Raw genomic sequence first — 14,045 nt, 5'->3', positions numbered from 1 at the left:
GAAATAATGGCAGATATCATACAGCTTTTACCGGATCATGTAGCGAACCAGATCGCGGCAGGAGAGGTGGTACAGAGGCCGGCTTCTGTGGTGAAGGAACTTGTGGAAAATGCCGTGGACGCCGGGGCCACGGAGATCAGGCTTATTGTCAAGGATGCGGGAAAAACGTTGATCCAGGTGGTGGATAACGGGGCGGGGATGACTGCTACGGATGCCCGGCTTAGCTTCGAAAGGCACGCTACTTCAAAAATACGTTCGGCCGAGGACCTGTTCAGCCTCGGGACCAAGGGGTTCAGGGGAGAGGCCCTGGCTTCCATTGCGGCGATAGCGCATGTGGAAATGAACACGAGACCGCATGACGATGAGGTAGGTACGCGTATCTGTATGGAAGGGGGAAAACTCACTTCACAGGAAGTGACGGTGACCGCTGCGGGAACATCCGTCGCGGTGAAAAACCTGTTTTTCAATATCCCTGCAAGGAGGAACTTTCTCAAGTCGAACCAGGTAGAACTGCGGCATGTGATCGATGAATTCCAGCGGGTATCACTGGCGCATCCGGACATACAGTTTGCCATGTACCACAACGGCAATGACCTCTTTACCCTGCCGTCTTCCAATTACCGGCAGCGGGTGGTCAATATCTTCGGAAGCCGGACCAATGAAAAGCTGGTTCCGGTAAGTGAAAATACCGAAGTGCTGAAGCTTTCCGGATTTGTATACAAACCGGAACACGCCCGGAAAAGCAGGGGGGAGCAGTTCTTTTTTGTCAATAACCGTTTTATAAAAAGCCCGTATCTCCACCATGCGGTTGTCGCTGCATTCGAAGGACTTATCCGCGAACAGACCCACCCGGGATATTTCCTGTACCTGGAGATAGACCCGAAATCGGTAGATGTCAATATACACCCTACCAAGACGGAGATCAAGTTCGATGACGAACACACCCTGTACGCCATCCTCCGTTCGGCCATAAAGCACAGCCTGGGGCAGTTTAATATTGCGCCGCTCCTCGATTTTGAAAAAGATACGGGGCTGGATACACCATACGGTTACAAGGACAGGCCGGCAAGTGCCCCGACCATAGAGGTCGATGCCGACTTTAATCCTTTCAGGGATGAGGAAGGAGAGGCGGGTATTCCGGTTTCCCCGGGTAGTTTCTCCACAGGCGGGGGCAAACCCGGAAATACGTGGGGACGCACGGCAAGAAAGGAAGATCCTTCGGGCTGGGAGAGCCTGTATATAGGCCTGGGTGACGATGATGAGGCTTCGGGGAATTTCAGCTCGGTGGAAATAGAATCGGACGAGGTGGGGGGAACAAGCATGCCGGGACAGCAGCTTTTCGATCACCGGCAGGGAGAACTGCCTTCCGTGACCACCTATCAGTTACACCGCAAATATATTGTAACCACCATAAAATCCGGTATGGTGATCATCGACCAGCACCGGGCGCATCAGCGGGTACTTTACGAGCGTTTCCTGCGGCAGATGACGGTTAAGGAAGGTATCAGCCAGCAACTGCTCTTTCCCATCGTCCTGCACTATTCCCCGTCAGATATGGCGTTGTTGTCCGAATTAAAGGGCTCGATGGAATTTATCGGGTTTGCCATAGATCCTTTCAGGGGAGAGGAAATTACCATTACCGGTATCCCCTCGGGGGTTTCGGAAAGTGAAGTGAGTATCATCCTGGAACAGCTGATTGCCGACTTTAAGGACGAGATCCCCGACAGCAGTTTTTCCCAGACCGACCGTATGGCGAAGTCTCTGGGCAAGACCCTGGCCGTACGAACGGGAGAGGTGCTCAATGAAGCGGCCCAGGAGGCTCTTGTCAATAATCTTTTTGCCTGTAAGGAGCCGGGAATGTCGCCCTTTAACAGGCCCACCTATATTACCATAACCGTAGAAGACCTCGAGAAAAAATTTTTGTAAATGTTCAGAATCACCGAAGCCGTCAAGCACCTGCTAATCATCAATGTGCTCTTCTTTATAGCCACTCAACTGTATCACGACCAGATGCTGGAACTGTTTTCCCTGTGGTTTTTCAAAAACGGGCATTTTGAGTGGTGGCAGATCGTTTCCTATATGTTTATGCACGGTGGGTTCATGCATATATTTTTCAATATGTATGCCTTGTGGGCCTTCGGGTCGCCCCTGGAACAGATGTGGGGGCGTAATAAATTCCTGTTTTTCTATTTTTCGGCAGGACTGGGAGCCGCGTTGATACATTCTGCCGTAGGATATTATCATTTCAATGAGGGAATGAATGCCCTGACCCAGGCCGGACTGGATCCCGGGGATATCCTGGCTGCCCTGAACGAAGGCAAATACAGCGAATACTGGTACCAGGTAGCCCCGAAAGGCACGATAGATAATTTCCTGAGCAGTTTCCTCACCCCTGCCGTAGGGGCTTCCGGAGCGGTTTACGGTATCCTGGTAGCTTTTGCCATGATGTTTCCGAATGCCGAATTGTTTCTTATTTTTGTTCCCATACCCATCAAGGCAAAATATTTTATGCCGGCATTGATCGCGATGGACCTGTTTTCCGGGCTTACCGGCTACTCCATTTTCGGGGGAGGGATCGCCCACTTTGCACACGTGGGGGGTGCCCTTTTCGGTTTTATCATGATGTGGTACTGGAAGAGAAACCAGTTCAGGAACAACAGGTGGGATTAAGAGGGGGATAATGTGTCAATGTGATAATGTGATAATGTGTCAATGGGATAATGTGATAATTTGGGAATGAGTTGTTGAGTGTTATTTGTGATTAATTACCTTTATGAGCATAAGCAACGATATAAAATACAAGTACAACACCCTCAATGTGGCCGACAGGCTCATTGTGATCAATGTGGCGGTGTATATACTGAATACACTGGCCGTAGCCCTGTTTCAGCTGCGTCCCGATTTTTTCATGCGGTGGTTTGAACTGCCCAAGGGGTTTGGCGATTTCATTACCCAGCCCTGGTCTGTTATCACCTATGCCTTTTTTCACGGGGGGCTGTCGCATATCTTCTGGAATATGCTGCTCCTGTATTTTTCGGGGCGGATCTTTTTAAGCCTCTTCGGGGGGCGGCGGTTTCTGAATGTGTATTTCCTCGGAGCCATTGCGGGAGGGGTTATCTTTATGCTCAGCTACAATATATTCCCGGCATTTTCGGGGGTTAACACCTCGCTTATAGGAGCGTCTGCGGCGGTTATGGCCATCCTGATATTTGTGTGTACCTATATGCCCAACCAGGAAGTGCGCCTGTTCTTTCTCTTTAATGTGAAATTGTGGTATATCGGCCTCGGGGTGGTACTGATCGACCTGGTACAGATCCCCATATCCAATGCCGGGGGGCACCTTGCACACCTCGGGGGGGCATTGCTGGGATATGTCTATGCGCGGAAACTATACGACGGAAAAGATATCGGGACCGGTTTTGAGCGTATGGTATCTGCGGTGGTCAACCTCTTTAAAAAACGCCAGGACAAGCCGTTTAAGACAGTACACCGCAACCGGGGAACAAAAGCCGGTACGGCTTCTTCGGTAAATTACAGTCAGAGCGGGGACGACCGGCAGAAAAAGATAGACAGTATTCTTGACAAGATCAGTAAAAGCGGTTATGAGAGCCTGACCCGGGAAGAAAAGGATTTTCTTTTTAAAGCGGGGAAGGAAGATTGAGGGGGATAGGTTACTGTGTTATTCGGGCAATACCGGATTATCCGGTGATCTGTATGAAATTTCCGGTCAGAACGGGGTTAATACATTAAGGTGAGAAAACTGGGAGCACTCCATAAGGTCATATTCTTTCTCAATACACTTTTTGCAGTGTTGTTGCTGCTGTCGTATATATTGCCTTATGTATTTCCTAAAAGCTTTCCGCTGATATCGGTACTGAGCCTTACCTTGCCGGTATTTATAGCGGTCAATGTGCTTTTTATGCTGTACTGGCTCGTGCAGTTCAGAAGGCAGTTCCTGCTGTCGCTGGTCATATTGCTTATAGGCTATAAACATGTGGAAGCGATGTACAGGTTTTCGGGGGTTTCCGAAGACAAGGCACAGGGGCATGTGAAGCTGATGACCTATAATGTACGTATATTCAATGCCTACGACTGGTTGCCGCAAAAAGATATTCCGGAGCGCATAAAGAAACTGGTGGAGGAAGAGTCTCCTGATATATTATGTGTACAGGAGTTCTATTACACACAGAAAGATGCGTTTAACAGTGATTATCCCTACCAGTTTATAAAATATACCACGGCAAATAACCGTACGGGGCAGGCTGTATTCTCCAAATATCCCATTGTGGAACGGGGGTCACTGGAGTTCCCGGAAACGGGAAATAATGCGCTGTATGTCGATGTGGTTAAGGACAGGGATACCTTTCGGGTATATAACCTGCACCTGGAATCGCTTCATATCGTACCGAGAAAGGAACATATCACCGTAGAAGATCCGGAGGCGCTGTACAAGCGGATGGGGAATGCCTTTGCCCTGCAGCACGACCAGGTAGAGATCTTCGACCGGCACCGCAAGACGTGCAGGCACAGGATGATCGTGGCGGGCGATTTCAACAATACCCCCTATTCCTATGTGTACAAGCGGATCAGGGGAGATATGAAGGACTCCTTTGTGGAAAAGGGAAGCGGGTTCGGAAGGTCGTACGATTTTGATTATTTTCCGATGCGTATCGACTTTATCCTTACCGACCGGGATATGAAGATTACCGCCCATAAGAATTATGACGAACGGCTTTCGGATCATTACCCCGTGATGGCCACGATTGATATCGCAGGAAGAGAACAAGAGGATAAAGAACTACAGGAGCACAAGGAATAAAAGAGTTTATGCCATGAATAAGGCTTACGTAACTATCGAATACTGTCCGAAGTGTAAATGGCTGCTCCGGGCGGCATATATGGCCCAGGAATTTCTCTCTACGTTTGAGGATGATCTCGGAGGAGTGACGCTGAAACCTGCAGAAACGGCCGGGATGTATCGTATTTATGTCAATGACGAGGTATTGTTCGACAGAAAGCAATACGGCGGTTTTGCCGGGATCAGGGAGTTGAAGCAGCGGCTCCGCGACCGTATACTTCCCGGAAAGGATCTGGGGCATACAGACCGGTCTGGATAGTTGTACGCTGATATTTTTTACATAAGTAAACAATCGGCAGTGTCTGCAAGGATATGTAATAATAGGGCCAGTCCTGCAAGGCGTGTGGGGCGGTACAGGAAGAGCAATGCATAGATGGCAATGGCCGGATAGCTGTGAAGTACATGAAAATCTATACTGCACCGGTTTGCATCAAAGATCGGGTCGGCAAGCAGGTGATCGAGATCGATGAATATTCCCGACAGCAGTATGATGCTTACCCGTGTAAAACGGGGCCTGAAAAACCAGTAGGCGATCAGTACGGGAAAAATAAAATGAAGTCCGTAATGGATGACAAATCGAAGCATTTGAAAAACGGTTTCTTATTTCTTTTTTCGCTTTCGGAAGTAGTTAAAGACCAGGCCGGCGGCGAGGACCACGAGGAAATGCGGAAGGTATGATCTCGCCTTGCCGGTCCCGTTTATGGTGGTAAACATTCTGTCCCATCTGACCTTATGGCCTGTACGGTCCCAGCTCAGCCATATAAAAACAGCTTTGCCGAAGATGTGGTCATAAGGGACAAAACCCCAGTAACGGCTATCGATGGAGTTGTCGCGGTTGTCGCCCATCATCCAGTAATAGTCCTGTTTGAATGTATAGGAAGAAGAGACGGTTCCGTTAATATATATCCCTGTGTCAGTGACCTTCAGGTCGTTGTTTTCATACTCGCGTATAATTCTTTGATACAGGGGAAGGTTTCTGCTGGTCAGGGATACGGTCATCCCTTTTTCCGGGATGAGAACAGGCCCGAAATTGTCGGCGCTCCACAGGTTTTCTGCAGTATTGGGGAAGATCCCGGGGTGGTGCGTACCGGAAATTTCGTTGGTTTTCTCCACACTGGTGATATTCGGGTTTTTAGAGAGTGTGAAAGCCGTTTCTTCAGACAGGGATACAAAGCGGTATGCATTTGTACCGATGCGGTAAAAAGGGTCTGTAACGCCGAATCTTTCATACATGTATTCGCTGGTCAGCGGATTTCCGTTTGTTTTTACGATATAGGCAAACTGTATCTCTGCGCGGTCCGGCATCCCGGTTTTATTCCCGTTGATATATACGCGGCTGTCACGTACTTCAAGCGAGTCGCCGGGCAGGCCCACACACCGTTTTATGAGATTGGTCTTTTTGTCTACAGGCTTGTAATAGTTCCGGTCCGGATGAAAGTCGTTCATGTCTTTCAGCGTATCCGCGGGCTGGTTAAAAACGACAATGTCGTTGCGCCTGATCTTCTGGAAACCCGGAAAGCGCATATAAGGTAATTGAAACCTGTTGGCCCATGACGATTTCTTGTTTTCAACCTTGTCGTCGAACAGGTATGATTTGACACCGAGTACGGGGATCGTATCATGTACCATGGGAGCAGCTATGGCAGTCATGGGAACCCTTGCCCCGTAGTGAAATTTACTTACGAAAAGGAAATCTCCTACCAGCAGGGATTTTTCCATGGAAGAACTGGGAATTACATAGGGTTGTATGATATAGGTGTGAATGAGTGTGGCTGCCACTATGGCAAACAGGACCGAACTTATCCACTCTCCCGTAGCAGAGGTGGGTTTGAGGCTCCTGTTCTTTATGTACGGGGCCCGGAGGGCGTAATTGATGTAGTAGATATAGAGTCCCAGGGTGAGTACGGCCAGCCAGGTGTCGATAGCGGAGTTTCTACCGAAGCTTCTGGCTGTCTCTACCCAGACGACGGGAAACATGATCAGGTTAACAACAGGGATGAATAATAGTATAACCCACCACCAGGGCCTGTTGATGATCTTCATCAGCACCAGGGCATTGTATACGGGGATAACGGCTTCCCAGGATTTTCTGCCTGCATTTTGATAGAGTTTCCAGGTCCCGGCAAAATGAAGTAATTGAATTGCAGTAAAGAACAGTAACCATCCCGATAGCGTCATGTATATGTACTTTTAGATCGTTTTTATATTCTAAATAGTATTAAATTATGCAAAAGTGTTACAGGACGGTTACTGCTTAACGTGGTTTTAACAGTTGGATAACTTAGTTAATTAGCCAATGTGCCAATTAGTCAATTAGTCAATTAGCCAATTAGCCAATTAGTCAATTTCCACATTATCACATTGACACATTATCACATTGACACATTATCACATTATCACATTATCAAATTGGCACATTATCACATTGACACATTATCACATTATCCCAAAGGAAGATCCTGGCTTTCGAGATAGGGCAGGGTATTCGGGCCTTCGTTGAAGAGCAGGTCGAGTACGCTGAGGTTAGGGATATAGCCGTGCTTTTCCCAGAATACCTGGGTGTATGAGCTTATGTCGTAATAAGGCTCTGCCTTGGCATTGACCAGGTACCTGTAGTCATCGGCCCCGGTGGCTTCTTCCTGGTATCTGATGGAAAACGTCCGGGTAAACCCGATCTCAAGGATATTATACAGCAGGTCGATGGTTGCGAGGTTGAAGTCTATCAGGAAATCGTATTTCCTGTGAAAGAGCCTTGCCAGCTCATCTTCGTAAAATTCGAAAAACGGGGACGACCGATAGGCCATTTGCAGGCTTTTCCAGTGTGACTTTGCCCATCCGGAATCCTGTTCTATTCTCACATCCCTGTATTTCTGGTGTTCTCCCGTTTTGAGGTGTTTTACCGGAATGCTGAGCAGCTGTTTGCCCCCGCCACCGTATATGTACATGCGGTTGCGATAGGTCTGTTTCTGAAAGTTGTCGTGAATTTCAAAGACGACATCATAATTTGCCATGGCGACCATGTGCATGATCGACGGGAAATAGGTGGGATGGATCAAAACTTTTGTTTCCATAGTACAAGGGGCTGTTTTTTCCGGAATCTTTTATTGTTACTGTTTCTTGCGTTTCTTTCTTATAAACCCGAATATCAGCCATGCCGCTATTGCGATCAGTACATATTTCAGGTAGGAGATCCTTTCTCCCGATCCGCCAACCGTGGTAAACACACGGTCCCAGCGTACCTTCCCGGCAAATTTATCCCAGCTCATCCAGATAAAGACCGGCTTCCCCACGATATGATCTTCGGGAACATACCCCCAGTAGCGGCTGTCTTCCGAATTGTGCCGGTTGTCTCCCATCATCCAGAAATAGTCCTGCTTAAAAGTATAGGAATCCGCCTGCCTGCCGTTTATGAGTATGGCATCTCCCTTTACTTCGAGGGTATTGTCTTCGTATTCGCTGATAATCTGTTTGTACAGCGGTAATGTTTCCGCGTTCAGGGCTACGGTTTTACCCTTTTCCGGGATATAGACAGGGCCAAAATTATCCGTACTCCACTGGGTGTCCGCGGTATTGGGGAAAATGGAAGGATTGGGCTGTCCGGCCGGTGTAATCCGGCGTTCCACGCTTTCTATATTGGGGTTTTTGCCGAGCCGTGCGGCACTTTCTTCGGTGAGTGACTGAAAAAAATACCTGCCGTCACCCTGCTGGTAAAAATTATCGGTAACCCCGAACCGCTCATACATATAGGCCGGGCTCAGTTCGCTGCCCCTTTTCGGCGTTACCCAGTAGGAATACTGCGTCCTGGCCCGGTCGGGCAGTTGTGTCTGTTTTCCGTTGATGTACACATACCCGTCACGAATCTCCAGGGAATCACCGGGGATGCCTACACAGCGTTTTACATAATTGGATTTCTTGTCAATGGGTTTCCGGATGTTACGGCTCGCCCGGTCGCCGAAATAGCGAACGGTATCCGTAGGCCAGTTGAATACCACGATATCGTTCCGTTTGATATCCTGGAATGCCGGGAACCGGAAATAGGGCAGTTGCGGTTTGTTGAGATACGATTTGATCTTCAGGCCGGGTATGGTGTCGTGTACCATGGGAGCAGCCACGGCAGTCATGGGGGGCCGCGCCCCGTAATGAAACTTGCTCACGAAGAGGAAATCGCCCACGAGCAGCGATTTTTCCAGGGAAGATGTGGGTATCACATACGGTTGCATGATATAGGTATGTACCAGTGTTGCCGCTACAATGGCAAAGAGGATGGAGCTGATCCATTCCCCTGTGGCGGTAGTGGGTTTAAGGCTCCTGTCTTTAATGTGGGAAACATCGGGTACATAGTTGATGTAATAGATATAAAAGCCCAGTGTCAGGATACACAGCCAGGTATCGGCTGTCGAATTCCGCCCGAAGCTCCGGGCCGTTTCCACCCATATTACCGGGAACATGATCAGGTTGATGATAGGGATGAATAACAGGATGACCCACCACCAGGGCCTGTTGATGATCTTCATCAGTATCACGGCATTGTATACGGGAATAAGAGCTTCCCAGGCTTTCCGGCCTGCTTTCTGGTACAGTTTCCAGGTTCCCGCAAAGTGAATGAGTTGCAGGATAAGGAAAAATATAAACCACGCTGTTGCTGTCATTGTCGTGTTGTTGTATTCTTGTAATGTAACTTTGTTCGCTGCCCTGCCGGACAGCCGGAGTGCAAATTACATAAAAGCTTGCTTATTTCAGGGTTTTATTGCAGATTTAATACGTCCTTCATGCTGAAGACACCGGTTTTTCCCTGTATCCATTCGGCAGCGATCACGGCCCCGAGGGCAAAACCTTCGCGATTGTGCGCAGTATGGGTGATCTCGATATCATCGACCTTGCCGGAGTATTTTATGCTATGCGTTCCGGGAACGTTTTCTATGCGTTTTGCGGTGATCGGGACCTCATTTTCCCCGGCCGTGTCGAGTTTCCATCCGGTCCTGGAAGTATTGCGGATAATACCTTCGGCCAGTGTTATTGCGGTACCGCTGGGGGCATCCAGTTTCTGGGTGTGGTGTATTTCTTCCATGCTTATGTTGTAGTCCGGCAGGCCGCCCATCATACGGGCCAGGTATTCGTTGAGCTGAAAGAAGATATTGACCCCCAGGCTGAAGTTGGATGCATATATAAAGGCCCCTTCATGCTGCCGGCATAATTCTACGGCCTCGTCATACCGGTCCAGCCAGCCAGTGGTTCCCGAAATGACGGGAACACCCTGCGTGAAACAACTGCTGATATTGTTGAAAGCTGCCGAGGGAATACTGAAATCTATGGCGGCATCGGCCTCCCTGATGTCCTCCGGACTGAATTTGTCGTCAATTCTCGCTATGATCTCATGGTTACGGGAAAGGGCGGTCTGTTCTATCATTTTTCCCATTTTGCCGTATCCCAGTAATGCTATTTTCATTGTTAGATATTAGATGTTAGATATTAGATACTCATTACTCACTACTCACTACTCATTACTCATTACTCACTACTCATTACTCACTACTCACTACTCACTACTCACTACTCACTACTCAAAAATCAAAGCTTAGCGACAGCCCGAAAGTGGTCCCGGTGGTAATGTCGTTGGGCACGATAAGGGGCCTCAGGGTCAGGTCCTGGCCTATATTGTGCTGTTTCAGGTGGGCATCCACATTGGCGTCGATGATATTAAGAGCGTAAAGCCCGATAGTGATCAGCAGGGAGAGGTCTTTGTATCTCTGGTAATATTCCTGACCGCGGCGCAGGGCATCGGTAGATACATCGGGGCTGCCGTCGGCATTGGGCGTGCCGTCCATGTCGTAAAATTCGTCATCGGTATATCCGGCGAGCCTCCGTTTATAGGCATCGCGATAGCGGTGATACTGATCTTTGTTGGTAATATAGAAATACATTCCGGTTCCTATGGCACCATATACGATGGGCACTTTCCAGTAACGTTTATTGTATATCTGTCCCAGGCCGGGCAGTATGGCCGAGTAGAAGGCGGCCTTACTGGGGGCCAGCGGATCGATAACGTGTTTTTCAGGCAGTACCGTATCCCGTATGACCACCGGTTTTTCGGTGGCAGTACTGTCTTTTGCCTGCCCTTTGTCTTCTTCCTCCTGTGCATTGAGCGGAGCGCTGGCCGCAAGGAGAAAAATAAATGCAAAAACAAGGTGTACGGCCTTGTTCTTCAATGGTATTTCCGGAAAACCCGGTCTGTGATGAGGAGAATGAGCCCCGTTGGAACAGGGGCAGGGCGTATCCGAAGACCGGTACCCGGTATTCCTGCTTCGGCGTAATACATAACGACTGGTATGTGGCATTCGGGCTCCTTGTTTTTAGGTCCGGCCTGTTTCAGCTGCCGGGAAAAATTGTATATTTTGTGTATGTTCTGATAGTGGGTGTTTCAGGATTTCAGGAGTTTGGCCAGTCGTATAAAGTCTTCCCTGGAATGAAAGGGGATGATGAGTTTTCCTTTCCCGTTTTTGGATACTTTAACGTCTACTTTGGTAGACAGGTACTCGGTGAGGCCGTTCATTTTGTCATCGATATAGGAAGGGAGTGTTCCGGAAGATGAGGCTGCATTGCCCTTGTTCCCTTTTTCCTGGAGCCCCTTGACGAGTTTCTCAGTTTCCCTTACCGACAGGGCATTGGAAATGATCTTTTCGTATATGGCCAGCTGGGCGTCCTTGTCCTCTATATTGATAAGGGCACGGCCATGCCCCATGCTTACGAAACCATCGCGCATTCCGGTCTGGATAATGGGGTCCAGTTTGAGCAGGCGCAGGTAGTTGGCAATGGTTGAGCGTTTTTTCCCGACCCGGTCGCTGAGTTGTTCCTGGGTGAGCTGTATCTCATCGATCAGCCTCTGATAGGAAAGGGCGATCTCTATGGGGTCGAGATCCTGCCGCTGGATATTTTCCACCAGGGCCATTTCCAGGGATTCCTGGTCATTGGCAATACGGATATAGGCAGGAACCGAAGACAGCCCGACCAGCCTGGAAGCGCGAAAACGGCGTTCACCGGAAACAAGCTGGTATTTGTTGAAATCGATCTTACGGACGGTAATGGGCTGAATGACCCCGAGTTCCCTGATCGATGTAGCCAGTTCCTTGAGCGTATCCTCATTAAAATTTGTACGCGGCTGAAAAGGGTTTACTTCAATGGCATCAATATCCAGTTCTACGATATTGCCTACCACCTTGTCGGCATTTTTGTCGGAAGCCGTCCTGATGTCGTTTTCCGGATCTTTCAGTAATGCCGATAATCCCCTTCCCAGTGCCTGTTTTTTAGTCGCTTTTGCCATTAAACCTTCTCCTTATTCTTTTTTATGATTTCATGGGCCAAATTTAAGTAATTTGTAGCACCCTTGCTGCCCGCATCGTAATTAATAATGCTTTCCCCGTAACTCGGAGCTTCCGAAAGGCGCACGTTGCGCTGGATAATGGTATCGAATACCATGTCGTTGAAATGCTTCTGAACTTCTTCCACGACCTGGTTGGAAAGGCGTAACCTCGAATCGTACATGGTGAGCAGCAGCCCTTCGATGTCCAGGTTGTGGTTGTGTATCTTCTGTACGCTTTTTATGGTGTTGAGCAGTTTGCCCAGGCCTTCGAGGGCAAAATATTCACACTGTATCGGTATGATCACCGAATCGGCAGCGGTCAGGGCGTTCAGGGTAAGCAGCCCGAGGGAGGGAGCACAGTCTATCAGGATGTAATCGTAATGATCACGCATATCCTCGATGGCTTCCTTGAGCATATATTCACGGCGTTCCTTGTCTACCAGTTCTATTTCTATGGCTACCAGGTCTATATGAGCCGGAATAAGGTCTACATTCGGAGAATCGGTCTTTATGACCGCATCCCCGGCGTTCAGTGTGTGTTCAAGCAACTGATAGGTGCCAACCTCGATCTCATCTACGTTCAGCCCGAGTCCGGAAGTGGCATTGGCCTGGGGATCAGCGTCGATAAGCAATACCTTTTTTTCCAAAACCCCGAGGGAGGCCGCCAGGTTTACAGAAGTAGTGGTCTTTCCTACACCACCTTTCTGATTTGCAATTGCTATTATTTTACCCATGTAGTTTTAATTGGATTTAGACAGGTAAAAATACAACTATTTCCTGGTTTTGAAAATGAAAATTGTTAACACCGTTTCCGTACCGGCAGTGTCTTTATGCGAATTACCGGGAGTTGCCGGCCCGGGACCGGGGGAGCGGGGAACTTATTTTCCCGAATTCTTACGGATCATTTCTTCCAGCATGTCCCACATTTCCGGGGGGATCTTTTCCAGGATGTTAAACTGTCCGGCTCCTTTGAGCCACTCGCCGCCGTCTATGGTGATGACCTCGCCGTTGAGGTAGGCTGCAAAATCGGAAACCAGGTAAGCGGCGAGGTTGGCCAGTTCCTGGTGTTCGCCTACGCGTTGCAGGGGCACTTTTTTGGCCAGGTCGAATTTTTCCCTGAGTTCGCCGGGAAGCAGCCTGTCCCATGCGCCTTTGGTAGGGAAAGGGCCGGGGGCTATGGCATTAAACCGGATCCCGTATTTTGCCCATTCCACGGCCAGGCTCCGGGTCATGGCCAGCACGCCTGCCTTGGCGGTGGCGCTGGGTACTACATAGGCCGAACCGGTCCAGGAATAGGTGGTGACGATATTGAGTACTACGGTATTGTCCTGTTTCTGTGCAATCCAGTGTTTTCCGAAAGCCAGCGTACAGTTTTTACTGCCCTTGAGCACGATATCGATGATGGTGTCGAAAGCATTGGCCGATAGCCTTTCGGTAGGGGCGATAAAGTTTCCCGCCGCATTGTTGAGCAATACATCCACCTTGCCGAAGGCGCTGACCACTTGTTGCAGCATGGATTCTACCTGGTCGTAATGGCGTACATCGCAGGGTACGGCCAGGCAGGTGCCCCCGGTTTCCTGTTCCAGTTCGCCGGCGGTGTTCTGTAGTTTTTCCAGGTTGCGGGAAGTGATGGCCACTTTGGCGCCCAGCTCCAGGAAATAGCGGGTCATGGCCTTCCCCAGGCCGCTTCCGCCACCGGTCACTACGATATTTCTACCTTTTAAGGCATCGTCGCGAAGCATTTTGTCGGTATACATAAGCTGCTGTTTTTCGTAAAGATACGAAAATAGTATGCATGCATAGTAGTTTTGTCCCGGAATCTGTGGTCAT

The 14,045-nt window shown here is 49.1% G+C and carries 14 protein-coding genes; 5 read left to right on the top strand and 9 right to left on the bottom strand.

The window, feature by feature from the left end; translation table 11 throughout:
- Positions 1-6: 6 nt before the first annotated feature.
- From mutL to DN748_RS02760, 5 genes are all read left to right on the top strand, one after another.
- Positions 7-1,926: a DNA mismatch repair endonuclease MutL gene (gene mutL, locus DN748_RS02780; RefSeq protein ID WP_112370241.1), complete on the top strand. Its 1,920-nt coding sequence runs from the start codon at positions 7-9 to the stop codon at positions 1,924-1,926.
- The gene (locus tag DN748_RS02775; RefSeq protein ID WP_112370240.1) at positions 1,927-2,670 is read left to right on the top strand and encodes a rhomboid family intramembrane serine protease; all 744 of its coding nucleotides are present in this window, start codon (positions 1,927-1,929) and stop codon (positions 2,668-2,670) included.
- A 103-nt stretch (positions 2,671-2,773) separates the two neighbouring features.
- Positions 2,774-3,661, top strand: coding sequence for a rhomboid family protein (locus tag DN748_RS02770; RefSeq protein WP_112370239.1), 888 nt, complete (start codon positions 2,774-2,776; stop codon positions 3,659-3,661).
- Between the two features lie 90 nt (positions 3,662-3,751).
- Positions 3,752-4,819 carry an endonuclease/exonuclease/phosphatase family protein gene (locus DN748_RS02765; RefSeq protein ID WP_112370238.1) on the top strand — a complete coding sequence of 356 codons (1,068 nt, stop codon included), beginning with the start codon at positions 3,752-3,754 and terminating at the stop codon, positions 4,817-4,819.
- A 13-nt stretch (positions 4,820-4,832) separates the two neighbouring features.
- Entirely contained in the window at positions 4,833-5,117 is a 285-nt protein-coding gene (locus DN748_RS02760; RefSeq protein ID WP_112370237.1) for an Rdx family protein, read from the top strand.
- Between the two features lie 17 nt (positions 5,118-5,134).
- Here DN748_RS02760 and DN748_RS02755 read toward each other — a convergent pair whose 3' ends face one another.
- The 9 genes from DN748_RS02755 to DN748_RS02715 all read right to left on the bottom strand — a co-directional run bounded on the left by DN748_RS02755 (position 5,135) and on the right by DN748_RS02715 (position 13,972).
- Positions 5,135-5,443: a DUF6122 family protein gene (locus DN748_RS02755; RefSeq protein WP_112370236.1), complete on the bottom strand. Its 309-nt coding sequence runs from the start codon at positions 5,441-5,443 to the stop codon at positions 5,135-5,137.
- Positions 5,444-5,458: 15 nt separating this feature from the next.
- Positions 5,459-7,036 carry a signal peptidase I gene (gene lepB / locus DN748_RS02750; RefSeq protein WP_112370235.1) on the bottom strand — a complete coding sequence of 526 codons (1,578 nt, stop codon included), beginning with the start codon at positions 7,034-7,036 and terminating at the stop codon, positions 5,459-5,461.
- A 263-nt stretch (positions 7,037-7,299) separates the two neighbouring features.
- Positions 7,300-7,929, bottom strand: coding sequence for a WbqC family protein (locus DN748_RS02745; RefSeq protein WP_112370234.1), 630 nt, complete (start codon positions 7,927-7,929; stop codon positions 7,300-7,302).
- A gap of 36 nt (positions 7,930-7,965) precedes the next feature.
- Positions 7,966-9,507, bottom strand: coding sequence for a signal peptidase I (gene lepB / locus DN748_RS02740; RefSeq protein ID WP_112370233.1), 1,542 nt, complete (start codon positions 9,505-9,507; stop codon positions 7,966-7,968).
- A 95-nt stretch (positions 9,508-9,602) separates the two neighbouring features.
- Complete coding sequence (gene dapB, locus DN748_RS02735; protein WP_112370232.1) at positions 9,603-10,304, bottom strand: 4-hydroxy-tetrahydrodipicolinate reductase; 702 nt, start codon at positions 10,302-10,304, stop codon at positions 9,603-9,605.
- 115 nt (positions 10,305-10,419) lie between these two features.
- Positions 10,420-11,193 carry a DUF5683 domain-containing protein gene (locus DN748_RS02730; protein ID WP_236636762.1) on the bottom strand — a complete coding sequence of 258 codons (774 nt, stop codon included), beginning with the start codon at positions 11,191-11,193 and terminating at the stop codon, positions 10,420-10,422.
- 83 nt (positions 11,194-11,276) lie between these two features.
- Positions 11,277-12,176 (bottom strand): ParB/RepB/Spo0J family partition protein, encoded by a 900-nt coding sequence (locus tag DN748_RS02725; RefSeq protein WP_112370231.1) that lies wholly within the window; start codon positions 12,174-12,176, stop codon positions 11,277-11,279.
- The gene (locus tag DN748_RS02720; RefSeq protein ID WP_112370230.1) at positions 12,176-12,949 is read right to left on the bottom strand and encodes a ParA family protein; all 774 of its coding nucleotides are present in this window, start codon (positions 12,947-12,949) and stop codon (positions 12,176-12,178) included. The genes DN748_RS02725 and DN748_RS02720 overlap by 1 nt, the downstream gene beginning before the upstream one ends.
- A gap of 144 nt (positions 12,950-13,093) precedes the next feature.
- Positions 13,094-13,972: an SDR family oxidoreductase gene (locus DN748_RS02715; RefSeq protein ID WP_112370229.1), complete on the bottom strand. Its 879-nt coding sequence runs from the start codon at positions 13,970-13,972 to the stop codon at positions 13,094-13,096.
- Positions 13,973-14,045: the final 73 nt, after the last annotated feature.

The sequence above is a fragment of the Sinomicrobium soli genome, assembly GCF_003285545.1.
In the GTDB taxonomy this organism is placed as follows: domain Bacteria; phylum Bacteroidota; class Bacteroidia; order Flavobacteriales; family Flavobacteriaceae; genus Sinomicrobium.
This window is presented reverse-complemented; position numbering and strand designations above follow the sequence as displayed.

Excerpts from the sequence above, each read along its gene's own strand:
- mutL (WP_112370241.1), top strand. The coding sequence starts at position 7 with ATGGCAGATATCATACAGCTTTTACCGGATCATGTAGCGAACCAGATC.
- DN748_RS02775 (WP_112370240.1), top strand. The coding sequence starts at position 1,927 with ATGTTCAGAATCACCGAAGCCGTCAAGCACCTGCTAATCATCAATGTG.
- DN748_RS02770 (WP_112370239.1), top strand. The coding sequence starts at position 2,774 with ATGAGCATAAGCAACGATATAAAATACAAGTACAACACCCTCAATGTG.
- DN748_RS02760 (WP_112370237.1), top strand. The coding sequence starts at position 4,833 with ATGAATAAGGCTTACGTAACTATCGAATACTGTCCGAAGTGTAAATGG.
- DN748_RS02755 (WP_112370236.1), bottom strand. The coding sequence starts at position 5,443 with ATGCTTCGATTTGTCATCCATTACGGACTTCATTTTATTTTTCCCGTA.
- lepB (WP_112370235.1), bottom strand. The coding sequence starts at position 7,036 with ATGACGCTATCGGGATGGTTACTGTTCTTTACTGCAATTCAATTACTT.
- DN748_RS02745 (WP_112370234.1), bottom strand. The coding sequence starts at position 7,929 with ATGGAAACAAAAGTTTTGATCCATCCCACCTATTTCCCGTCGATCATG.
- lepB (WP_112370233.1), bottom strand. The coding sequence starts at position 9,507 with ATGACAGCAACAGCGTGGTTTATATTTTTCCTTATCCTGCAACTCATT.
- dapB (WP_112370232.1), bottom strand. The coding sequence starts at position 10,304 with ATGAAAATAGCATTACTGGGATACGGCAAAATGGGAAAAATGATAGAA.
- DN748_RS02730 (WP_236636762.1), bottom strand. The coding sequence starts at position 11,193 with ATGCCACATACCAGTCGTTATGTATTACGCCGAAGCAGGAATACCGGG.
- DN748_RS02725 (WP_112370231.1), bottom strand. The coding sequence starts at position 12,176 with ATGGCAAAAGCGACTAAAAAACAGGCACTGGGAAGGGGATTATCGGCA.
- DN748_RS02720 (WP_112370230.1), bottom strand. The coding sequence starts at position 12,949 with ATGGGTAAAATAATAGCAATTGCAAATCAGAAAGGTGGTGTAGGAAAG.
- DN748_RS02715 (WP_112370229.1), bottom strand. The coding sequence starts at position 13,972 with ATGTATACCGACAAAATGCTTCGCGACGATGCCTTAAAAGGTAGAAAT.